At 62.1% G+C, this 20,370-nt stretch carries 21 protein-coding genes; 8 read left to right on the top strand and 13 right to left on the bottom strand.

The annotated features are described in order from the left end of the window. Positions 1-134 precede the first annotated feature (134 nt). The 3 genes from NKJ77_RS06870 to NKJ77_RS06860 all read right to left on the bottom strand — a co-directional run bounded on the left by NKJ77_RS06870 (position 135) and on the right by NKJ77_RS06860 (position 2,806). Entirely contained in the window at positions 135-995 is an 861-nt protein-coding gene (locus NKJ77_RS06870; RefSeq protein ID WP_023831958.1) for a C40 family peptidase, read from the bottom strand. A gap of 29 nt (positions 996-1,024) precedes the next feature. Further along, entirely contained in the window at positions 1,025-1,375 is a 351-nt protein-coding gene (locus NKJ77_RS06865) for a MarR family winged helix-turn-helix transcriptional regulator (protein WP_023669596.1), read from the bottom strand. 69 nt (positions 1,376-1,444) lie between these two features. Continuing rightward, positions 1,445-2,806 carry a leucyl aminopeptidase family protein gene (locus tag NKJ77_RS06860; protein ID WP_023726845.1) on the bottom strand — a complete coding sequence of 454 codons (1,362 nt, stop codon included), beginning with the start codon at positions 2,804-2,806 and terminating at the stop codon, positions 1,445-1,447. Positions 2,807-3,043: 237 nt separating this feature from the next. Between NKJ77_RS06860 and NKJ77_RS06855 the strand changes: the two genes are divergently transcribed. Then, positions 3,044-3,865 (top strand): tetratricopeptide repeat protein, encoded by an 822-nt coding sequence (locus NKJ77_RS06855; protein WP_023669594.1) that lies wholly within the window; start codon positions 3,044-3,046, stop codon positions 3,863-3,865. Positions 3,866-3,978: 113 nt separating this feature from the next. On the opposite strand, the gene NKJ77_RS06850 is transcribed toward NKJ77_RS06855, so the two are convergent. The 9 genes from NKJ77_RS06850 to NKJ77_RS06810 all read right to left on the bottom strand — a co-directional run bounded on the left by NKJ77_RS06850 (position 3,979) and on the right by NKJ77_RS06810 (position 13,327). Then, positions 3,979-4,995, bottom strand: coding sequence for a type II secretion system F family protein (locus NKJ77_RS06850; RefSeq protein ID WP_023696714.1), 1,017 nt, complete (start codon positions 4,993-4,995; stop codon positions 3,979-3,981). 40 nt (positions 4,996-5,035) lie between these two features. Then, positions 5,036-6,049 carry a type II secretion system F family protein gene (locus NKJ77_RS06845; RefSeq protein WP_023831957.1) on the bottom strand — a complete coding sequence of 338 codons (1,014 nt, stop codon included), beginning with the start codon at positions 6,047-6,049 and terminating at the stop codon, positions 5,036-5,038. Between the two features lie 155 nt (positions 6,050-6,204). Further along, complete coding sequence (locus tag NKJ77_RS06840; protein ID WP_023688717.1) at positions 6,205-7,713, bottom strand: TadA family conjugal transfer-associated ATPase; 1,509 nt, start codon at positions 7,711-7,713, stop codon at positions 6,205-6,207. An 86-nt stretch (positions 7,714-7,799) separates the two neighbouring features. Continuing rightward, on the bottom strand, positions 7,800-9,083 hold the full coding sequence (locus tag NKJ77_RS06835) for a CpaE/TadZ family protein (RefSeq protein WP_023726846.1): 1,284 nt from the start codon (positions 9,081-9,083) through the stop codon (positions 7,800-7,802). 55 nt (positions 9,084-9,138) lie between these two features. Next, complete coding sequence (locus NKJ77_RS06830; RefSeq protein ID WP_023831956.1) at positions 9,139-9,876, bottom strand: CpaD family pilus assembly protein; 738 nt, start codon at positions 9,874-9,876, stop codon at positions 9,139-9,141. Positions 9,877-9,890: 14 nt separating this feature from the next. Then, a complete protein-coding gene (locus NKJ77_RS06825; RefSeq protein ID WP_023831955.1) occupies positions 9,891-11,423 on the bottom strand; it encodes a type II and III secretion system protein family protein in 1,533 nt (510 codons plus the stop codon). Further along, a complete protein-coding gene (cpaB, locus tag NKJ77_RS06820; RefSeq protein WP_023681985.1) occupies positions 11,420-12,232 on the bottom strand; it encodes a Flp pilus assembly protein CpaB in 813 nt (270 codons plus the stop codon). Before cpaB ends, NKJ77_RS06825 begins: the two co-directional genes overlap by 4 nt. 205 nt (positions 12,233-12,437) lie before the next feature. Beyond that, positions 12,438-12,956, bottom strand: coding sequence for an A24 family peptidase (locus NKJ77_RS06815; RefSeq protein WP_023831954.1), 519 nt, complete (start codon positions 12,954-12,956; stop codon positions 12,438-12,440). 191 nt (positions 12,957-13,147) lie between these two features. Beyond that, a complete protein-coding gene (locus tag NKJ77_RS06810; protein ID WP_023831953.1) occupies positions 13,148-13,327 on the bottom strand; it encodes a Flp family type IVb pilin in 180 nt (59 codons plus the stop codon). 347 nt (positions 13,328-13,674) lie between these two features. On the opposite strand from NKJ77_RS06810, the gene NKJ77_RS06805 reads away from it, so the two are divergent. The 3 genes from NKJ77_RS06805 (at position 13,675) to NKJ77_RS06795 (ending at position 15,494) form a co-directional block, all read left to right on the top strand. After that, positions 13,675-14,097 (top strand): pilus assembly protein N-terminal domain-containing protein, encoded by a 423-nt coding sequence (locus tag NKJ77_RS06805; RefSeq protein WP_023681988.1) that lies wholly within the window; start codon positions 13,675-13,677, stop codon positions 14,095-14,097. A gap of 155 nt (positions 14,098-14,252) precedes the next feature. After that, positions 14,253-14,855: a TadE/TadG family type IV pilus assembly protein gene (locus NKJ77_RS06800; RefSeq protein ID WP_050589920.1), complete on the top strand. Its 603-nt coding sequence runs from the start codon at positions 14,253-14,255 to the stop codon at positions 14,853-14,855. A gap of 90 nt (positions 14,856-14,945) precedes the next feature. After that, a complete protein-coding gene (locus NKJ77_RS06795; protein WP_245266154.1) occupies positions 14,946-15,494 on the top strand; it encodes a TadE/TadG family type IV pilus assembly protein in 549 nt (182 codons plus the stop codon). A 30-nt stretch (positions 15,495-15,524) separates the two neighbouring features. On the opposite strand, the gene NKJ77_RS06790 is transcribed toward NKJ77_RS06795, so the two are convergent. After that, positions 15,525-16,475: a PhnD/SsuA/transferrin family substrate-binding protein gene (locus tag NKJ77_RS06790; protein WP_023831950.1), complete on the bottom strand. Its 951-nt coding sequence runs from the start codon at positions 16,473-16,475 to the stop codon at positions 15,525-15,527. Between the two features lie 175 nt (positions 16,476-16,650). Between NKJ77_RS06790 and NKJ77_RS06785 the strand changes: the two genes are divergently transcribed. From NKJ77_RS06785 to rpsT, 4 genes are all read left to right on the top strand, one after another. After that, positions 16,651-17,889: a phosphopentomutase gene (locus NKJ77_RS06785; protein WP_023831949.1), complete on the top strand. Its 1,239-nt coding sequence runs from the start codon at positions 16,651-16,653 to the stop codon at positions 17,887-17,889. After that, entirely contained in the window at positions 17,882-18,772 is an 891-nt protein-coding gene (gene mutM, locus NKJ77_RS06780) for a bifunctional DNA-formamidopyrimidine glycosylase/DNA-(apurinic or apyrimidinic site) lyase (protein ID WP_023831948.1), read from the top strand. Before NKJ77_RS06785 ends, mutM begins: the two co-directional genes overlap by 8 nt. A gap of 40 nt (positions 18,773-18,812) precedes the next feature. Next, positions 18,813-19,586: an enoyl-CoA hydratase gene (locus NKJ77_RS06775; protein WP_023831947.1), complete on the top strand. Its 774-nt coding sequence runs from the start codon at positions 18,813-18,815 to the stop codon at positions 19,584-19,586. A 159-nt stretch (positions 19,587-19,745) separates the two neighbouring features. Next, positions 19,746-20,012 carry a 30S ribosomal protein S20 gene (gene rpsT / locus NKJ77_RS06770; RefSeq protein WP_023681995.1) on the top strand — a complete coding sequence of 89 codons (267 nt, stop codon included), beginning with the start codon at positions 19,746-19,748 and terminating at the stop codon, positions 20,010-20,012. Positions 20,013-20,370: the final 358 nt, after the last annotated feature.

Below are 20,370 nucleotides of genomic sequence, written 5' to 3'. Positions count from 1 at the left end.
AGTTGCCCTCACCCCGTACGGGGAGAGGATGCCGGCAGGCACGTGAGGGACAGCGCGAGCTTTCAATCGCTGGCGCCGCCCCTCATCCGCCCTTCGGGCACCTTCTCCCCGTGAACGGGGCGAAGGAAGAGGCGCTAAGGCCGCCGAAACCCAGTCGGCCCGCCATAGAGATACCCAATCCGATCAACCGCATCCTTCAGCCCTTCGCGCGAGACCAGCATGGTGTGGCCGTTGGCGTGGATCATGGTCTCGGCGTCGGTCATAACGGCGACATGCCCCTTCCAGAACACGAGGTCACCGCGTTTTAGCCCGGCATAATCGGATCCCGGATCGAGCGGCTCGCCGAGGCCTGCCGCCTGCATGTCGGAATCTCGAAGCACATTGCGGCCGGCCATGCGCATGGCCAGTTGCACGAGGCCAGAACAGTCGATGCCGAAGCCGGAGGTGCCGCCCCAGAGATAGGGCGTGCCGATAAACATCTCGGCGACCGAGACATAGTCGGCGGCGATATCGCTGACGGGGCGCACATGGCCGGCGATCAGCGCCTCGCCGGAAGGCAACAGCGCATAGTGCGTGCCGCGCGTTTCGGCAGCGCCGGTTACCGTCACCGTCGAGCCCATTGACAATTGGCCGCTGATCGGGAAGCGCAGATCCGGGCCAGGATAGAGGAAGGTGCGCGGCGCCGTGACGATGTGGGTTGGCGCATGCTCGCGTGCGCCCAGCATGGTGGCGCCGACGTAGCCGACATAGCCGTCGCGTTCGGCCTGGACCCAGGCCCATCCCTCGGCTTCCTCGAAGACAAGCACATCGTCGCCGAACAGTACCTGCGTGTTGACGCCGGCATCCGGGCGCGGTGCCTTGCGCAGGTCAGCCACGGAGGCTGTGATCCGAGCCGGACGGCCGGTGACGAAGCGATCGGCCGAAACCTTCCCTTTCAGCCTTGCATCGGCGAGGTCGGAACGGAAGGCGTGGAGGCGGGCATCCCTGGCAGTCAAATCGGTACTCGTTCTAATTCAGCGATTGATCAGATGGGCAGTTCGTGGGCCCTGGCAACGATACCATCCCCGAAGCGCTCGACAAAGAGCGCGCCTTCGACCGTGCGCCGGATCAGCACATTGCGCTTGTCGAGCTCGTCGCGATGGCGTGACACCAGTTTCAGCGCACCCATAGTGTCGAGGGCGCGGGTGATGACCGGCTTGGTGACATTGAGGCGGGCTGCCAGGCCGCGCACCGTGTGCGGCGGCGGGTCGAGATAGATGGTGAACAGGATCGCCGTCTGGCGCATGGTGAGATCTGGCGCGCCGGCGCGCACCTGCGACAACATCACCTGCTGCCATAGTCGCATCGCCTGGCTCGGACGCATCGAAATCGACATCGCGCGAGCATGACGGAAAATTGTTTCGGTTCCGTTTCAGTTTAGAGGCAGTGTGCTTTGCTCACGACCCTAGGCATAGCGCCTCGAAATGACCCGCTCCAGTGCACGGATGCCTTGCGCCTCGCCGCCGGCGGGTCCGTAGGGGCGATCGGACGGGTTCCAGGCGAAGATGTCGAAATGCGCCCAGCCCGTTGTCCGTTCGACAAAGCGCTTGAGGAACAGCGCCGCGGTGACCGAGCCGGCGAAACCGTCCGTGGTGACGTTGTTGATGTCGGCGATCTTCGACGCCAGCCTGGCGTCATAGGGCCGCCACAACGGCATGCGCCACAACGGATCCTCGACGGCCACCGAGGCCGCAGCCAGTTCGGACGCCAGCGCTTCGTCGCCAGTGTAGAAAGGCGGCAGATCGGGACCGAGCGCGACACGCGCTGCCCCGGTCAGCGTCGCCATGTCGATCAGCAGTTCCGGCTCCTCGTCATCGGCCAGCGCCAGCGCATCGGCCAGCACCAGCCGCCCTTCGGCGTCGGTGTTGCCGATCTCGACGGTAATGCCCTTGCGGCTGGTCAGTACATCTCCAGGCCGGAAAGCGTTGCCGGCAATCGAATTCTCGACCGCCGGGATCAGGACGCGCAGCCGGATCTTCAGCCCGGCAGCCATGATCATCGAGGCCAGGCCCAGCACATTGGCGGCGCCGCCCATATCCTTCTTCATCAAGAGCATGCCCGACGACGGTTTGATGTCGAGGCCGCCAGTGTCGAAACAGACACCCTTGCCGACCAGCGTCACCTTCGGCGCGCCTTCCGGTCCCCAAACCATGTCGATCAGTCGCGGCGCTCCGACCGAGGCCCGGCCGACCGCATGGATCATCGGGAAATTCTGCTTCAGGAGATCATCCCCCTTGATCACCGACACCTCGGCCTTGTGAGTGGCCGCCAGGGTCCGCACGGCCTTCTCCAACTCGTCCGGTCCCATGTCGCTGGTCGGCGTGTTGACGAGGTCGCGCGCCAGGAAGACGCCGTCGGCGATGCGCCGGACGCGTCCTGCATCTACGCCGAGCGGCAGCGCAAAACGCAGCGTCTTGCCTGATTTCTTTCCGTAGCGAGTGAAGACGTAACCGCCGAGCACCAAGGCTATGGCCGCGAGTTCCGGCTCGGCTGGAGCGGCGGCAAAATGCCAGTCGCCTTCCGGCAAGGCTCTCGCCAGCATGCCGACCGCCAGCGCGCCCTCGCCATCACCGACGCCGAACAAGGCGCCGGCAAGGGAACCGTTGTCGCCGGGGACGGCGAGCGTCCTACCGGCTTCGCCGGAAAAGCCGTTGGCGGCCGCCCATGCGGTCATGGAAGGCGAAAGCCCCAAGGCCTCCAGTCCATCGCTCGCGACCAGATGGACCGGCAGGGCAGTGTTTAGTGTCTCGATGAGTTCGACGGGCATTCGATGGTCTCCGGGAGGCTTGCAGGTCGTCCTCAGTCAAGTGACAGGGACGTCGGATGATTTCAACATCTATGCACAGGGGCCGGCATGGGACTGCCAGGCCAAAGGCTTCCGGCGGGCCGTTCACCGATCCGACGGCTCACTTTTTAACTGTCCGTTAGGGTTAACAGAATATTTCTGCGGGGATGAAGATGGCCACGTGAATGGCCACGCGCAGGAATGGAGAGCCCCGTGCCGATGCCCACCAACCGCAGGATGAACGTCACGGGCAAACGGTTGGTCACCACGGCACTGCTGATGGCGCTGGCGGCCGGTGTTGCCGGGTGCGGAACCAGCAAGCTCACGACCGGCTCGATCGGGCGCACCAGCGGCAAACCGCTGGAAACCATGTCGGCCAGCGAGTTGCACGGGGCGACCGGGCGGCTGGGCGAATCCTACGCAAAGAACCCCAACGACAAGCGGCTGGCGACAAATTTTGCGGCGGCGCTCCAGATGGACGGCGATGCCGACCAGTCGCTTGCCGTGATGCGCAAGCTGGCGATCGCCTACCCCAAGGATCGCGACGTGCTTGCCGCCTACGGCAAGGCGCTGGCCGCCAACGGCCAGTTCGAGCCGGCGCTCGACGCCGTGCGCCGGGCGCAGACGCCGGAATATCCGGACTGGCGGCTGATGTCGGCCGAGGCCGCCATTCTCGACCAGCTTGGCCAGAAGGATGAAGCGCGCCAGAACTACCGCAAGGCGCTGGACCTAAAGCCGAACGAACCCTCGATCCTTTCCAATCTCGGTATGTCCTATGTGCTGGAAGGCGATCTGCGCACCGCCGAGACCTATATGCGCTCGGCAGCCCAGCAACCGAATGCCGACAGCCGGGTGCGCCAGAACCTTGCGCTGGTCGTGGGACTGCAGGGCCGCTTCGACGAGGCCGAGAAGATCGCGTCGCAGGAGCTTTCACCCGAACAGGCGCAAGCCAATGTAGCCTATCTTCGCCAGATGCTTGCCCAGCAGAACGCCTGGAGTCAGCTCAAGGATCAGGACAAGGCAAAGCCGGCGACCAACTGAGCGCCGCATGGGCGCCGGCTCCGCACAGCGCAAAATCCGTCCACATCTCAAAGCTGAAAACAAGAGCCGCACTGCATTGGCAGTGCGGCTCTTTTGTATGGCTGCAACGAGGCCTACTGGCTTGAGGAATTGTGCTGGTCGCCGAAGATGCCGCGCTGACTGACCTGAATGCCGGCTGGGCCCAGAATGATAGCGAACAAAACCGGCAGGAAGAACAGGATCATCGGCACGGTAAGCTTCGGCGGCAGGGCGGCGGCCTTCTTCTCGGCGGCATTCATGCGCATGTCACGGCTTTCCGAGGCCAGCACGCGCAATGCGTGCGCCACGGGTGTGCCGTAGCGTTCGGCCTGGACCAGCGCCTGGGACACTGACTTCACCGACTCCAGGCCGGTACGAGCCGAGAGGTTTTCATAAGCCTGCTTGCGCTCCTGCAGATAAGAGAGTTCGGCGTTGGTCAGCACGAATTCCTCCGCCAGCGCCACCGACTGCGAACCGATCTCCTCGGAGACCTTGCGCAAGGCGGCCTCGACCGACATGCCCGATTCGACGCAGATCAGCATCAGGTCGAGCGCATCCGGCCACGCCGCCTGGATCGACTGCTTGCGCTTGGCGGCACGATTGTTGACGTAAAGGATCGGCGCGTAGAAACCGGCGTAGGCGACAAGGATGCAGACGAACAGTTTCACGAAGGCCGGCCGGTCAGGCAGTCCGCCGAGCACGAACAGATAGATCGCTGCCAGCGCGAAACCGACAAAAGGCAGGATCAGGCGGAAGAACAGGAAGCGGGTCAGCGGGTTCTGGCCACGAAAGCCCGCCACCTTGAGCTTCTGCAACGTGCCTTCATCGGCCAACGCACGCCGCAGGTCCAGCCTGTCGACGATGTTGCGCATGCCGATCGACTGCTCTTCGCGCAGCCCCTTGCGGCGACGATCGGCTTCATTGGCAAGCCGCGCGCGCTGCTTGGCGCGCAATTCGTCACGCTCCAGCGCCACCGATCTCATGCGAGTCTTGAGCTGATTGCCACCAAGGGCCGGCAGCACCGTGAAGACGGTCGCGAACACCGCAATGCCAACCAGCAACGCTATCAGGAAGGCAGGATCGGTCAGCGATTTTACGACTTGGTCGGTCATTCGTTTTCAGTCTTTTCGTTTCGAGCTTTCCAAGGTCGGCCTAAACTTCAAAGTTCATCATCTTGCGCATCACCAGAATGCCGATCGACATCCAGACGCCGGAACAGCCGAGGATCAGATTGCCGGTGCTGGTGGTGAACAGCGGCATGATGTAGTTCGGGCTCGACAGATAGACGAGAAGGGCGACGACAAAAGGCAGCGCGCCGATGATGACGGCCGACGCCTTGGCTTCCATGGAAAGCGCCTGGACCTTGGCCTTCATCTTCTTGCGATCGCGAAGCACGCGCGACAGGTTGCCAAGCGCCTCGGAGAGATTACCGCCGGCCTGTGACTGGATCTGGATAACGATGCCGAAGAAGCTTGCCTCGCTGCACGGCATGGTTTCAGCCATGCGCAAGGTGGCATCGGGGATGGACATGCCAATCTGCTGTGAATCGACGATCCGGCGGAACTCGGTCTTGACCGGCTCCGGCGATTCACTGGCGATCAGGCGAATGGCGTCGTTGAGCGGCAGGCCGGATTTGACGGCGCGCACGATGATGTCGAGGGCGTTGGGAAATTCGTTGAGGAACGCCTTGACCCGGCGCGCGCGGCGAAACGAGACGAACCAGCGCGGCAGGCCGAGCGCCCCCGCCAGCAGCGCGCCCGGCAGGACCAGAAGCGGCGCGCCGGCGAGATAGGCAAGCACCGTCAGCGCGATGCCGCAAATGACGGAGTAGATATAGAAACGCTCGATCGAGACCTGCATGCCGGCCTGACGAATCTGGGCCTTTAACGGTGGCTTCTTGACGGCGAGTTCGTTGGTTTTCTGCTTTTCGTCGAGCAGTTTCAGCGTGTCCTGGACAGATTTACGCCGCTTGACCGCCTCCGCGACACGGTCGCGCGAAGCCTTGACGACCGAACGATCGGTCTCGGCGGCCTTGATCGTCTCGAGCCGCTTGCCGGCCTGCTTCTCGTTGCTCATCTTGGTGAACAGGAAGGCATAGGCGACCGCACCAGCGCTGAAGCCGGCGAGCACGATGAACGCCATTACGGTGGTGTCAATTCCGAACATCGACCTCGGTCCCCAGCGCATATCGCCGTTTCAAGGAAACGGCGATATGCGCTATCGCTTTGTTTTGACGCAATCCCCAAGGGAAAGCGCTACGCGCTTTTCCCGGGAAAACCGCTTCACACTTTTCCTGGAATTGCTTCCAACCTCGATATGCGTCAGTCAGCGCGTTTCTCCATCGATTCCAGCGCATTGGCGAGGCGCTGTTCCTCGCCATAGTAGCGGGCGCGATCCCAGAAATGCGGACGGCCGATGCCGGTCGACACGTGCTCGCCAAGCAGCCTTCCATTCGAGTCCTCGCCCTTGATGTTGTAGAGCACGATATCCTGCGTGATGATGACGTCGCCTTCCATGCCGATCACCTCGGTGATGTGGGTGATGCGGCGCGAGCCGTCGCGAAGGCGTGCTGCCTGGATGATGACATCGATGGAGCCGACGACGATTTCACGCACGGTCTTCTGCGGCAGCGAATAGCCGCCCATGGCGATCATCGATTCGATACGGTTCAGGCATTCGCGCGGGCTGTTGGAGTGGATCGTTCCCATCGACCCGTCATGGCCGGTGTTCATCGCCTGCAGCAGGTCGAAAACCTCCGGTCCGCGCACTTCGCCGACGATGATGCGTTCGGGCCGCATGCGCAGGCAGTTCTTGACCAGGTCGCGCATGGTCACCTCGCCTTCGCCCTCGAGATTGGGCGGGCGGGTTTCGAGACGCACCACGTGCGGCTGCTGCAGTTGCAGCTCGGCCGAGTCCTCGCAGGTGATGACGCGTTCCTCGCGGTCGATATAGTTGGTCAGGCAGTTGAGCAGCGTCGTCTTGCCAGAGCCGGTACCGCCGGAGATGACGATGTTGCAGCGGACGCGGCCGATGATCTTGAGGATCTCGGCGCCCTGCGGCGAGATGGCGCCGAACTTGACCAGCTGATCGAGCGTCAGCTTGTCCTTCTTGAACTTGCGGATGGTGAGCGCGGTGCCGTCGATGGAGAGCGGCGGGGCGATGACGTTGACGCGGGAGCCGTCGGGTAGGCGGGCGTCGCAGATCGGACTCGATTCGTCGACGCGGCGGCCAACCTGGCTGACGATGCGCTGGCAGATGTTGAGCAGCTGCTGATTGTCGCGGAAGCGGATGCCGGTCTGTTCGACCTTGCCATTGACTTCGATGTAGACGTTCTTGGAGCCGTTGACCATGATGTCGGCGATATCGTCGCGGGCGAGCAGCGGCTCCAGCGGGCCGTAGCCCAGCACATCGTTGCAGATGTCCTCGAGCAACTCTTCCTGCTCGGCGATCGACATTGCGAAATTTTTGATGGCGATGATGTCGTTGACGATGTCGCGGATTTCCTCGCGCGCGCTCTCGGGATCGAGCTTGGCGAGTTGCGACAGGTCAATGGTGTCGATGAGCGCGGAGAAGACCTGGCTCTTGGTGTCGTAGTAGGTTTCACTTTTTTCGCGCTGGATCTTTTTTGGCGGCTCCGGCGCCATCGATGGCGCCTCAACGGCACGGCGAGTTGGCGGGGTTCCCGGCGCTCCAGGCGGCGCTGCCGCGGGCCGGGCAAGTACCGCCATGTCCGCAGGCGTTGCAGTGGCCGGCGCCGCTGGCGCCGGTGCTGGCTGACGGAACTCCGGGGTGAACCGGCCGCCGTCGTCGGAGCCTCTTTTACCAAACATGATCGACTACCAATTCCGTCCAGAACATGATGCCGAAGCGGTTTTCGGACGACATCATGCTCTACTTCTTGATTTGGAGGGGAGCGTCATTTCTTGTTACGCGAGAGCTTGCCGAGCAGGCCGCCAAGGCCTGCCTTCTTCCTGGCCTTGATTTCGCTGCGACCGGTCAGGACATGCGCGATTTCGTTGATCATGCCGACGACCGGGCTCCTGGCATCCATCTCGCCCAGCATGCGGCCGTTGTTGGCGGCATTTCCAAACAACAACGGGTCGAAGGCGATGACCGACATCGGCGTGAGGCTGAGCGGCTCGGCGAAGTCGGAAGCGGATATCTCGGGTCGCTTCGGTACGCCGGCCTGGTTGATGATCAGTTTCGGCGGCGGATCGTTCGGGCGAAGCCGCGTCAGCATATCGACCAGGTTCTTGGTGTTGCGCAGATTGGCCAGTTCCGGCGTCGCCGTGATGACGATCTCGTCAGCCTTGATCAGTGTGTTCTTGGTCCAGCCAGTCCAGACATGAGGAACGTCGAGCACCAGCAGCGGCACACTGCGCTGCGCGGTGTCGATGAGTTGCGTGAAGGCATCGGGATCGAAATCATAGACACGTTCGAGGGTGGAGGGCGCGGCGAGCAGCGACAGATGTTCGGCGCACTGGGCAAGCAGACGGTCGAGATAGACCTCGTCAACTCGTTCGGGCGAAAATACGGCTTCGGCGATGCCTTGCGCAGGGTCCTGGTCGAAATTTATGTTGGCCGTCCCGAAAGCCAGGTCGAGATCGGCGACGACCACTTCCGACTTGAACAGCGATGACATCGCCCACGCTACATTGTGGGCGATGGTCGAGGAGCCGACGCCGCCCTTGGCGCCGATGAAGGCGATCGAGCGGCCGATCGGCTCGGCTTCCGGATCGACGAAGATCGATGAAACCACGGAGACGATATCGGCCATCGACACCGGCGCGATGACATATTCGGAAATACCGAAGCGGATGAGTTCGCGGTAAAGACCGACATCGTTGTAGTGGCCGATCACCACGACTTTCGAGGAGGGATCGCAATATTCGGAAAGCTGGGCAAGCTGCTCCAGCAACTGCTTCGGTTCGCTGCGCGATTCCAGCAGGATCAGGTTCGGCGTCGGCGCCGACTGGTAGAATTCGATCGCCGTGGCGATGCCGCCCATATGCACTTTCAGATGCGCCTTGGCCATGCGGCGATCCTCGCCGGCCCGCTCCACCGGATGCGCGACACCTTCCGTCTCGCAAAATGCCTGGATCGAAATACGCGGCACCGGCCGCAGCGCCTGCATCGCGGCAATATCCGATTGCGAGCTGTCGCCGCCGTCTCCGGGCGTGTCGTAGGCAAGATTGCTCATCGTCATGCTCTTTTCCGTGACTTCTCTTTCCGGTCTCTACGCGGGGCCGGCGCTCCTAATACGTCACTTCCGAATTGCCGAGGAACTCGTCCGAAATACCTCTGCCGCGATAGACGTCGATCACCGCGCCGCGGTTCTCGGCGTCGATATCGGACGACTTTCTTGGCCCGAGCAGATCGGCCGGATTGGCGAGTTGCGCGGCGAGGTTGTTTTGAGAGGAGCAGCCGTAATCGGCGTAGTGCTTGTTTTCGGAGGTTGCGAGGATGTCTTCGGGCCAGCGCCCGCATTTGTCGGTCTGGGCTCTCACCGAAATATAGGAAACGCGGATAGGCGCCGAGGCTTCCGGGGAAACCGACTGGTAGGAGGTCACCACGATCCGGTTTCGCTTGATGCCGCTGGCAACCGCCAGCCTGGCGAAATCGCGCGCCGCGGCAGTCGCCGCCACCTCATTGGCCGAGCCGATCGGGGTTGCGATCGTCAGCGCCGGGGCAGCGCTCCTGTCGTAGCCGTCAAGGAAGCCTAGAAGCGTGTCGCGCTGCGAGCCGGTCATGCCGCGATCGCCGGCGCCGACCGGGAGGTCCAGCTTCTGGTTCTTCTCGGCAATCACGATCGGATGCGTGGTGCGATAATCATCGGGAATCGCCCCAACCGTGATGCTGTCGCGCTTAGCGCAACCGGCAAGCGAGGCGGCGATCGCGACCGCCATGATCGGCATTGCCGATCGGCGGATCCGGCCACGGCCAGACCATGCCGTAGCGGCAATCGCCAGTACCTTTGATGCTGACTGAGACATGTCCGCTTCCCCGCTTACTTGTAGATGAAGCCGACAACGCCGTGGTAGCGGCCGTTGGGCTTGTCGGTCTGCATGGTGCCGTAGACGCGGTTGACGCGGCCAAGGAACATGGCCGGACCATCGCCGGCGGCATTGAAATTGTCGTCCGGCTTAGCCAGGTCGTTGCGCGCCACCGGCCGAGCCAGATAAGGCGTGATGATGATGACCAGTTCAGTTTCATTGCGGACGAAATCGCGGCTGCGGAATAGCGTGCCGAGCACCGGGATCTTGGTCAGGCCGGGCAAGCCCGATACAGCCTGGCGGACGTCGTCGCGAACGAGGCCGGCAATCATCATCGAACCGCCCGACGGCAATTCGACGGTGGTGTCGGCAAGTCTCTTGCGGATCGACAGAAGCGTCAGGCCGGGCAAGCTGCCGCCGCCTTCCAGGGTGGTAGCACCTTCCGAGGTCGGCTCCGAAACCGATGTTCTGACCTTGAGGCTGATCCGACCCGCCGACAGCACAACGGGCTGGAACTCGAGGCCTATGCCGTATTCAAGCTTTTCGTTGGTGTAGGTGACCTGGCCGGTCTGGTTGTCGGTCGAAACGTTGTTCGTACGTGCCGTGATGAGATTGAATTCGCCGCCGACCCTGAACGTTGCCTTCTCGCCCGAAACCGCGGTGAGGGTCGGTTCTGCAAGCGTCTTCATGACGCCGCTTTGCTCCATGGCATTGATGTAGGCTTTGAGGCCACTGCCGCCCAAGTTAAAGCCTGAATTCTGCGAAAGCGGCTTTCCCAAACCGTAGTTGGGCGAACTCAGCGCACCGTAGGCGATGCCGTCCATGCTGCCGCTGCCAACCATGTTGACGCCGAGCTGCTTCATCACCGAGCGGCTGACTTCGGCCACGGTCACCTTCAGCGTCACCTGGTCGTCGCCGATGATCTGTAGCAGGTTGACGATCTTCGAGACCCGGCGTTCGGCATCCGGGTTGTTGATGTCGACGCCGCCATTGGCATTACCGCCGGCCGCGGTCTGCGAATACTGGCCCGTCGTCGCTTCACCGCCGGACACGAAGATGGTTGCCAGATCGACGGCGCGCTTGGCATCGAGCGGCGTATCCACCGTCCCGGTCAGGACGACGTTGTCGTTCAGCAATTCGACCTTGATCTCGGCATTCGGAAGGAAGCGCTTGAGGTAGTCTTCCAATCCGGCGACGTCGCGTTCGACGGCCAGATCCAGGCTGGCAATCTGCTCGCCATTGGGACCGAAGACGAAGATGTTGGTTTCGCCCACCGACTTGCCGAACAGATAGATGCGCCTTGCAGTGCGGGTCACCGCATCGGCGACCGCGGGATTGGCGACAAGGATGTCGTAGGCGTCGCTCGGCAGATCGATGACGACAGATTTGTTGAGGCCGAGCTTGACACGTTGCGTGGCGGTCGAGCCCGTGACCCCGACGCTCTTTCCGGCGGCCTTGGCGTCGCCGAGGCCACTTGCATGGGCTCCGAGGAAAAGCAGGCCGACGGCTGCAGCCATGGTGACCGGCAGTTTAGCGATTAACCTCATTTCCTTGCCCCTACTTCGGAAACTTCGCCCGATTTGATCAACCGCACCGTTCCGCGCCGCCCACTGCCGGAAACGAGGTAGTCGGCTTCATCGGTACCCTTTTCCTTGTTGTCGGTGATCGAGCGCAGCGCCAGCGTCAGGCGATCGGCCATCTGCTGGGCGACGGTTATGATCTCGGCCTGCTGCGGCGTCAGTTCCAGCGTCGCCGTCTGTCCGACCCTGGTCTTCTTGCCTTCCTCGTCCTCCTGGATGGTCTGATCGATCGCCAGGACGCGGATGTTCTTGAGGATGGTCTCGGTGGTGAATCCGCTGCCGCCGTTGCCGGTGTCGGATCTGCGGGTCATGATGACGTCGACAAAATCGTTGGGCAGGATGAACCCGCCTGCCGACGTGTCAGCCGAGATCGCGGTGGCGACGGCACGCATGCCGGTGGGCAGGATCGAAGACATGAAGCTTTGCCCCTCGCCGATCAGCTTGGAGCGCCGCAGCGGCTCACCGGTGTACATCGCCATGCGGGCGACGGAGCCCTTCAGTTTCTCCCGCGCTTCGGGTTCGGCGGCACGGGTGATGAAATTCGCATTGATCCCGTCGGACGGCCAGGACTCCCAGCTGAGATTGTTCTCAAGTGGGCTGCCCATCGGCACGTCGCCGGAGAGCACGAGCACATCCTGCAAGGCAATGGCCGGCGCCTGCGGGGCATCGGCGACGACCTGCTGGGGCGGGACCGCCACCATATTCTTCGCAACATAACCTGCACCACCCGCCGCAGCCACCGCCACGCCCAGAATAATCAGTCGGGATGCTGGCATCTGTCCGAACCCTCGCCTTTAGGCAACCACCTAGCCAGGCCGGACTTTGCAGCGGCAATCGTCAAAACAAGGTTAATGCAATGCTTACGATCGTGATTAATTTAAGGTTTACATAAATTGGACGGACCCGTGCTCCGACGACAGAAAGGGCGACCAGCGGCCTCTTTTCAGACCGATGTCGGAGCGGCAAAGGTTGCTTGCTGTTTCAGTTCGCCAGCTTTGCCAGTGCCCAAACCATCAGGGGTGAATCCGGATAGGTCAGCAGCCCGCCAATGCCGAGTGCAATGCCGTAGGGAACGCCAGTCGTGTCGTCGGCGAAATGGCGCAGGAATAGATTGTGGCTGGTGTAAATCGCCAGCGGCGATTTCCGGTAGAGAAGGATGGCGAGCGTCAGCAGTCCGCCGATGAACGTCGATATCACGAGATACTCGACAAGGTGAATGTTGAACCCCATCCAGACGGCGGTGCCGGCGAGCAGCTTGGCGTCGCCGCCACCCATGCCGCCGAGTGCAAACAGACCGAACGTCACGGCCAGCACCAGGCCGCCGGCGGCGAAATGCCAGCCATAGGTTGCCAAGTCCATGGCCGTCAGCGGCGCAACCAGCGCAAACACCGCCAGCAGCAGCACCGGTACGCGGTTGGCGATCGTCATCGACAGCATGTCGGAGATCGCGGCGAAGAGCATGCAGAAGGGAAAGACGACGAAGATCAGGGCTTCAAGCATCGGTGCGGCGCCTTGGTCAGATGCATCAGGCTTGAGCCTAGGCCGGTTCGATTAACGATTGATGAGGCAACGATCTCAATTTGCCTGGTGTCGCCGGCAAATTGCGGATCGAGATCCTGCGCATCGCACAAATGAAACAAGGGCCGCCAAGGCGGCCCTTGTTCTGAAAACGATCGCAGATCCGTAATGTATTACGGAGCCTTGCCGGTCGAGACGGCAGTGGCGATGGCGCTGAACTTGTTGTTCAGGGCATTGCCGAGCTGACCAGCGCCAACCATGATGGCAAGCGCGATGAGAGCGGCGATCAGACCGTATTCGATAGCGGTCGCGCCGGATTCGTCCTTCGCGAAACGTGCGATGAGATTAGACATTCGAGAGCTCCTACTCCACGTGTTACAGCACTTCCGTCAACTTCTGTGGTGGTTGATCGGATGCTGCCAATCTACGGAGAAGCTCTTTCAATCGGCTTAATAAACAGCCTTACCGATTCCTTTCCCGCTTCGAACAGCTTGCGTGGTTAACCGTAAACTAAACGCTGGAAAGTAGCTCGCCTGCCCGTGAAAAGCTGTAATCTCACGGCTATCGGCAGGATGCATTGTTATATTAGCTGGCAGCAAGATTGGTGCGAATACCCCGGCGCCGGTCAAGGGTTTAACCGTTGGTTCACCAATCTCCTTCATGTTTCTTTGAACAAGTTTTGCCGCTGTGGAGCGCCTTGATGACTGCCATGAAATCGTCATTCCTGCTTGTCGCGCTTCTCGCCGTCCCGGCTTTTGTGCTGCCGGCCAAGGCCGGAGCCGGCATCGAAGTGACGATGAATCAGGCCAAGATCGTCAAACTGACACGTCCCGCCGACACCATAGTCGTCGGCAATCCGGCGATTGCCGACGCCTCCGTCCAGGATGCATCGACGATCGTACTGACGGGCAAGGGGTTCGGCGTCACCAATCTGGTTGTCCTCGACCACGATGGCAGCCCGATCGTCGACGAGCAGGTGACCGTGGTGCGCCAGGACGCGTCGTCCGTGCGTATCTACAGGCGCGCCTCGGTACAGACCATGTCCTGCACGCCCTATTGCGAAAGCTCGTACAAGAGCGACTCGGAAAAGTCGTCCGAAGCCGAGATGAGCGCTGGGCAGTAAGCGCCTCAGTTGGCTTGATTGTCTCGGGAAAGCCGCTTCGGTTAGCGGCCGGTTAATGTCGCCTGGTCGAATTTTAACGGTCATTCAAACCGGAGCTAAATGGGTTCTTGATAGTGGTGCTGACGGTACCGCATCAGGATCGGCAGGAACGGGATATGGGCGACGTTTTGGACGAGGATTCAGAACGCGAGATCTGCAAGGCCAAGGCAGGGCGCGTGACGTTTGCCCGTCTTTTCCTTGGTGATCGGCGCGGCAGCACGGCGATAGAATTTGCGATGCTTGCGTTACCGTTTGCGGCTCTCGTCTTCGCCATCCTCGAGAGCTGCGTTTCATTTGCCGGACAGGAGGTGATGGCCAACATCACCGATGATATAGCCCGTCAGTTGCGTACTGGCCAGCTCAGGCAGGCCAACATATCCGGAACCCAGTTGCGGGATAAGATCTGCGGTAGGCTGGAGATCATGGTGGCCAAGGGTTGCCCCGGATTGCAGGTGGACCTTCGCGAATTCACGACCTTCGAGGCGGCGTCCACCGCCGGCTTCAAGATATCGGGCGATCACGTTGAGCTGACCGGTGTGGCCAACACGAGTTTTCAGAACAAGGTAGGCCCGTCGGAATCAAGAAACATGCTGCGGGTTTTTTACCCTTGGCCGGTCATGACCGATTTCATGGCCAAGTATATGTCCAACATGGCAAACGGCAAAAAAACGCTGCACTACGCATCGGCCGTCTGGCAGAACGAACCGTTCGACGACTGAAAAACGTACCGGTGTGATGGCTTAAAAAGGGAAGCATGCATGTATCGTGCGGGGGCACATCAAGGATTTTCGACCATCTGGGCGAGAGCGATGCGGTTCTGCTCGGATCGCCGCGGCGTTGCGGCCATCGAGTTTGCTTTTGTCGTGCCGGTCCTGCTGATCATGTATTTCGTGACCATGGAGGCCTCACAGGCCATCGAGACCAGCAAGAATGTCAGCCGCGTCAGTTCCATGGTTGCGGATCTGATCACGCAGCAGCAGACAATCGTGGCCACCGATATCGATGCGATCATGAAGATCGGCACGTCGACGCTGCAACCCTATCGTCGCTCGACCCCGACCATCATCGTCACGGCAATACATATATCAGACAGCGCCGCGCTGAACGTAGAGGTTGTGTGGTCGCGCAAGGTCGGTAGCTCCGCGGGCGGTCCAATCACGGTTCCCCCGGCGCTCAGGATCAGGAACACTTTCCTTATCCGCGTCCAGAGCATTCTCGGATACGTGCCGGTCATCGCATGGAGTGCCGACAATTCGCAGCAGCTCGGATTGACCTCCGCCTTCAGCACCATAGTAATGAAAGAGACCTACTATCTCAGGCCGCGCCGGAGCACGACGATCCCCTGCAGCGGCTGCTGAAGCGGCCCTAACCCGCATCCGCCGTCGGATTTACTGCCCGCTGCTGTCGGTGCTGGCTGACACCAGGCGCACGATGGAAGCGGCCATCGCATAGTCACTCGCAGCGGCGAGCGTGAACCCTCCCGAATGTCTCGATTCCACGAAATCGTAGACTTCCGGCGACTGCGATCTGAGATTGGTGAGGAAGACGGTCAGTCGGCGTTTGGCTTCGGGGTCGAGATCGCTGCGGACGGCGTGAGGGCCGTATCTGAGCACGCCGGAAGTCCAGATGATCTGGAGCGCGGCTTCTGGAATCCCCGCCGCCTCCAGCCGCGCCGCCGTGCCGTCCGGATCAGCCGGCTGATCGCCAGCAATCGCCGTCTTTTCCGCCGTGGCCCGCTCCCAGCCGAATACGGCATCGGCCTGGCCATCGGCCAGCATCGCTTCTGCGGCGGCAGCCGAGCCGGCATGAGCGAGGAATGGCGCATCCTGGCTGATCTTGATGCCGTCGGCCGCCAGCCCGGCGAGCGGTAGAAGCGAACCGCCGACATAGTCGGAAGGCGCCATGGCGATGCGGTGCGTTTCCAGGGCCGCGAGATCGGAAAGCCTGCCGTCGCGCGTCAAAAGCACGGAGCGGATGCCCGTGGGACCGTCGGCGTCGACCGGCGCCACAAGAGGTTCGACGCAGCCGCAGCGCTCCGAGGCGGTGGCGTAGGCGGTCGCCGAATAGACCGCGTATTGAACCCGGCCATTGGCCTGCGCCTCGATCAGCGCCGCATAGTCATGCGCGACGACGAATTCCACCTTCATGCCGAGCGCCCTGCCGTAGGCGTCAGTCAGCATGGCCAGACCCGGAACCGTGTTGCCGGCGCCCGGCTCGGCAACGATGCCGATCCGAAACGTGCCGATCTGGTCGCGCCAGTCGGCGTGCGCGGCGAGCTGCGAGCCCAGCAGTGCTACAGTGGTCGCCAGTGCACTCCAACCGAGGTCAGCCCGTCTCATCGATCCATGCCCCGCACACCGTTCCTTGAAGCGCATTGCATGTCTCAAGGATGCGTACACCACGCCTGCCCGACTTCGCGACCATCGCGTCAGGCCGTTGCCGCCTGGTTTACGATTTGCCAATGCCGCGACGGGACCTTATGTCTGGTCAACCAGACTGGCAATGACGGCACCGATGTCACGCGCTTTCCTCTTCGTTCTCGATTCTTTCGGCATTGGCGGCGCCGCCGATGCCGAACGCTATGGCGACGCCGGCTCGAACACATTGGGACATATCGCGCTGGCCTGCGCGGAAGCCCGCGCCGATCGCGAGGGCCTGCGCGAGGGACCGCTGAAGGTGCCCACCATGGTTTCGCTCGGTCTCGGCCGCGCAGCAGAAACCGCAACCGGCTTCCAATTCGACAGCAAAGCCGCCGTTTCAGCCTCCGCCTTCCACGGCGCCGCGCAGGAGATTTCGAGCGGCAAGGATACGCCGTCGGGTCACTGGGAAATCGCCGGGCTGCCCGTGCGGTTCGACTGGGGCTATTTCCCCGATAAGGTGCCCGCCTTCCCTGCCGAACTGACCGAAGCGATGATCCGCGAGGGCAAGGTCCCGGGCATTCTCGGCAACTGCCATGCACCCGGCACCGAGATCATCGAGCGCTTCGGCGAGGAGCATATCCGCACCGGCCAGCCGATCTGCTACACCTCGGTCGATTCCGTCCTGCAGATAGCAGCGCACGAAGTTCATTTCGGCCTGGAGCGGCTCTACGAGTTCTGCAAGACGGTACGCCGGCTGGTCGACCCGCTGAAGATCGGACGGGTGATCGCACGGCCTTTCCTGGGCGAAACATCAGCCACGTTCGAGCGCACCTACAACCGCCATGACTACGCCGTGCCGCCGCCTGAGCCGACGCTGCTCGCCCGCTTGACCGGGCGCGGCAGCCGGGTGATCGCGGTCGGCAAGATCGGCGACATCTTCGCCCACCGCGGTATCTCGGAAGTACGCAAGGCGCCCGGCAACATGGCAATGTTCGACAAGGCGCTGGGCGCGATGGACGATGCCGGCGACGGCGACCTGGTGTTCGCCAATTTCGTCGACTTCGACACCGAGTTCGGCCATCGCCGCGACGTCGCCGGCTATGCTGCGGCGCTCGAAGCCTTCGACCGCCGGCTGCCCGAGGCACTGGCAAAGCTGAAGCCGGGCGATCTGCTCATCCTCACCGCCGACCATGGCAACGATCCGACATGGCGTGGCACCGACCACACGCGCGAACGCATCCCGGTCATCGGCATCGCACCGGGTCTCACGGGCGGCGACATCGGGCTCAGGACCACCTTCGCCGATATCGGCGAGACGGTCGCCGAACACCTCAAGCTGGCGCGCGGCCGCCACGGCGCTTCCTTCCATGCGGCGATAGGCGGCCATGCCTGAACTGCCCGAGGTCGAAACCGTCCGGCGCGGCCTGCAGCCGGTTCTGGAAAGCGCTCGGATCGTACGCGTCGAGGCGCGCCGGCCCGATCTCAGATTTCCGTTTCCGGCGAAATTTGCGCAGCGGCTGACCGGCAAGACCGTCATCGCGCTTGGCCGCCGCGCCAAATATCTCACCATACACCTGGACGATGGCCCGGTGCTGATCTGCCATCTCGGCATGTCGGGCTCGTTCCGCATTGAGATCGCTGATGACAAAGAGACGCCCGGCACGTTCCATCAAGAGCGCTCGAAGAATGCCAAGCACGACCATGTGGTGTTCCATGTCGTGTCGCCTGTCGGCGTCCAGTCTCGCGTGGTCTTCAACGACCCGCGTCGCTTCGGCTTCATGCTGTTTGCGGAAGGCCTGGCCGAGGCGCATCCGATGCTGGCGGGACTGGGCGTCGAGCCGACCGGCAATGCGCTGGAAGGCGCCCTGCTCGCCTCTCTGCTGAAGGGCCGCAGATCGCCGTTGAAGGCGGCGCTGCTCGACCAGAAGCTGATTGCCGGGCTCGGCAATATCTATGTGTCGGAAGCGCTGTGGCGCGCTGGCCTTTCGCCATTGCGCGAGGCAGGCACCATCGCCGGGACCGGCAAGAAGGCCAAGGAACAAAGCGAACGACTGGCCGAGGCAATCCGTTCGGTGATCGCCGATGCGATCGCCGCCGGCGGGTCTTCGCTGCGCGACTATGTGCACACAGACGGATCGTTGGGCTATTTCCAGCATTCCTTCGCAGTCTACGATCGCGAAGGCGAGCCCTGTCCGACGCCCGGCTGTCGCGGCCACATCGCGCGCATCGTGCAAAGCGGCCGCTCGACCTTTTATTGCCGGACCTGCCAGCGGTAAGCTGCACGGTCCTTCAGTGCCGCAACCAGGAGGCCAGCCCATGAGCTATGAAACCATCATCGTCGAGACGCGCGGCAAGGTCGGCCTGATCACGCTGAACCGGCCCAAGGCGCTCAACGCGCTGAACGCGCAGGTGCTGGAGGATTTGCTGACGGCGGCAAAGGGGTTCGACGCCGATCCCGGCATCGGCGCCATGGTCATCACCGGTTCCGAGAAGGCTTTTGCGGCGGGCGCCGACATCAAGGAAATGCAGGCCGTCACCTACGCCGAGGCCTATGTGCAGGATTTCTTCGTCGGCTGGGAAGAGTTTACCCGTGCGCGCAAGCCGATGATCGCGGCGGTCGCCGGCTATGCACTGGGCGGCGGCTGCGAACTGGCGATGATGTGCGATTTCATCATTGCCGCCGACACGGCGAAATTCGGCCAGCCCGAAATCACGCTCGGCGTCATTCCCGGCATGGGCGGGTCGCAACGGCTGACCCGCTTTGTCGGCAAGTCGAAGGCCATGGACATGTGCCTGACCGGTCGGATGATGGATGCCGCCGAAGCCGAGCGCAGCGGCCTGGCCTCGCGCGTCGTGCCGGCCGGCGAGTTGATCGAGGAGGCGATGAAGGCCGCGGCCAGGATATCAGAGTTTTCACTGCCATCGGTGATGATGGCCAAGGAGGCAGTCAACCGCGCCTACGAGACGACGCTGGCGGAGGGACTGCGCTTCGAACGCCGGCTGTTCCACTCGCTGTTTGCGCTCGACGACCAGAAGGAAGGGATGGCAGCCTTTGCCGAGAAGCGGAAGCCGAATTTCACCAATCGCTAGAGTGGCGGCGGCGAGGACCAAAAAGAAGCCAAAGCGGCGTTGACGCGCCGGAAAAGCTGAACTATAAGCCGCTCCAACCGAGGCGGCCGTTGGCTGCCCGTTTGTTTTTTGCGCCCTGCGGCATCCCGCATGCGCCCACCAGATCAGAAGAGAGGCATCATGGCCAATACCTCCTCGGCCAAAAAGGCAACGCGCAAGATCGCCCGCCGCGCAGCGATCAACAAGAACCGCCGCTCGCGCGTGCGTACATATGTCCGCCAGGTCGAAGAGGCACTGGCTGCCGGCGACAAGGCAGCCGCGCTGGAAGCCTTCAAGACCGCAGAGCCGGAATTGATGCGCGCCGCGACCAAGGGCGTGATCCATAAGAATACGGCATCGCGCAAGGTGTCGCGTCTGGCTCACCGCCTCAAGGTGCTGTCGGCCTGATCGACCGTTCCTGAACTGTCGTTCTTTCAAACCCGGCCAATCGCGCCGGGTTTTTTCGTTTGCCGGCAAGCACTTAAAAAGAAGGGCCGCAAAGCACGCCCGAGCCGCATTCCAGAGTCCGGAATCCTTTGCCGGCACATACACTCCCACTGATATTCCAATCCGCCGAAACGGCCCACGCCAATAAATTTGGCTGTCACAAATTGCTGATATTTTTCAGTGGCTTGCTGGAAGTGATCCACAGCTTGTTCACATAGCCTGTGGGCGATAGGCAGCAAGTTGGTGTCAAGCGAATTATTTCAGAAAATTTCAAACCGCACAGCCATTTTCATATTCGCGGCAAAAGGGTTTGAATCCC

It is taken from the genome of Mesorhizobium sp. M0052 (genome assembly GCF_040323255.1).
In the GTDB taxonomy this organism is placed as follows: domain Bacteria; phylum Pseudomonadota; class Alphaproteobacteria; order Rhizobiales; family Rhizobiaceae; genus Mesorhizobium.
Note: the sequence above shows the minus strand (reverse complement) of the source record. Positions and strands in the feature narration are given on the sequence as shown.

What these genes read in the sequence shown, in the direction of transcription:
- NKJ77_RS06865 (WP_023669596.1), bottom strand. Translation starts at nt 1,375, where the DNA reads ATGTCGATTTCGATGCGTCCGAGCCAGGCGATGCGACTATGGCAGCAG.
- NKJ77_RS06860 (WP_023726845.1), bottom strand. Translation starts at nt 2,806, where the DNA reads ATGCCCGTCGAACTCATCGAGACACTAAACACTGCCCTGCCGGTCCAT.
- NKJ77_RS06855 (WP_023669594.1), top strand. Translation starts at nt 3,044, where the DNA reads ATGCCCACCAACCGCAGGATGAACGTCACGGGCAAACGGTTGGTCACC.
- NKJ77_RS06850 (WP_023696714.1), bottom strand. Translation starts at nt 4,995, where the DNA reads ATGACCGACCAAGTCGTAAAATCGCTGACCGATCCTGCCTTCCTGATA.
- NKJ77_RS06845 (WP_023831957.1), bottom strand. Translation starts at nt 6,049, where the DNA reads ATGTTCGGAATTGACACCACCGTAATGGCGTTCATCGTGCTCGCCGGC.
- NKJ77_RS06840 (WP_023688717.1), bottom strand. Translation starts at nt 7,713, where the DNA reads ATGTTTGGTAAAAGAGGCTCCGACGACGGCGGCCGGTTCACCCCGGAG.
- NKJ77_RS06835 (WP_023726846.1), bottom strand. Translation starts at nt 9,083, where the DNA reads ATGAGCAATCTTGCCTACGACACGCCCGGAGACGGCGGCGACAGCTCG.
- NKJ77_RS06830 (WP_023831956.1), bottom strand. Translation starts at nt 9,876, where the DNA reads ATGTCTCAGTCAGCATCAAAGGTACTGGCGATTGCCGCTACGGCATGG.
- NKJ77_RS06825 (WP_023831955.1), bottom strand. Translation starts at nt 11,423, where the DNA reads ATGAGGTTAATCGCTAAACTGCCGGTCACCATGGCTGCAGCCGTCGGC.
- cpaB (WP_023681985.1), bottom strand. Translation starts at nt 12,232, where the DNA reads ATGCCAGCATCCCGACTGATTATTCTGGGCGTGGCGGTGGCTGCGGCG.
- NKJ77_RS06815 (WP_023831954.1), bottom strand. Translation starts at nt 12,956, where the DNA reads ATGCTTGAAGCCCTGATCTTCGTCGTCTTTCCCTTCTGCATGCTCTTC.
- NKJ77_RS06810 (WP_023831953.1), bottom strand. Translation starts at nt 13,327, where the DNA reads ATGTCTAATCTCATCGCACGTTTCGCGAAGGACGAATCCGGCGCGACC.
- NKJ77_RS06805 (WP_023681988.1), top strand. Translation starts at nt 13,675, where the DNA reads ATGACTGCCATGAAATCGTCATTCCTGCTTGTCGCGCTTCTCGCCGTC.
- NKJ77_RS06800 (WP_050589920.1), top strand. Translation starts at nt 14,253, where the DNA reads ATGGGCGACGTTTTGGACGAGGATTCAGAACGCGAGATCTGCAAGGCC.
- NKJ77_RS06795 (WP_245266154.1), top strand. Translation starts at nt 14,946, where the DNA reads ATGCGGTTCTGCTCGGATCGCCGCGGCGTTGCGGCCATCGAGTTTGCT.
- NKJ77_RS06790 (WP_023831950.1), bottom strand. Translation starts at nt 16,475, where the DNA reads ATGAGACGGGCTGACCTCGGTTGGAGTGCACTGGCGACCACTGTAGCA.
- NKJ77_RS06785 (WP_023831949.1), top strand. Translation starts at nt 16,651, where the DNA reads ATGTCACGCGCTTTCCTCTTCGTTCTCGATTCTTTCGGCATTGGCGGC.
- mutM (WP_023831948.1), top strand. Translation starts at nt 17,882, where the DNA reads ATGCCTGAACTGCCCGAGGTCGAAACCGTCCGGCGCGGCCTGCAGCCG.
- NKJ77_RS06775 (WP_023831947.1), top strand. Translation starts at nt 18,813, where the DNA reads ATGAGCTATGAAACCATCATCGTCGAGACGCGCGGCAAGGTCGGCCTG.
- rpsT (WP_023681995.1), top strand. Translation starts at nt 19,746, where the DNA reads ATGGCCAATACCTCCTCGGCCAAAAAGGCAACGCGCAAGATCGCCCGC.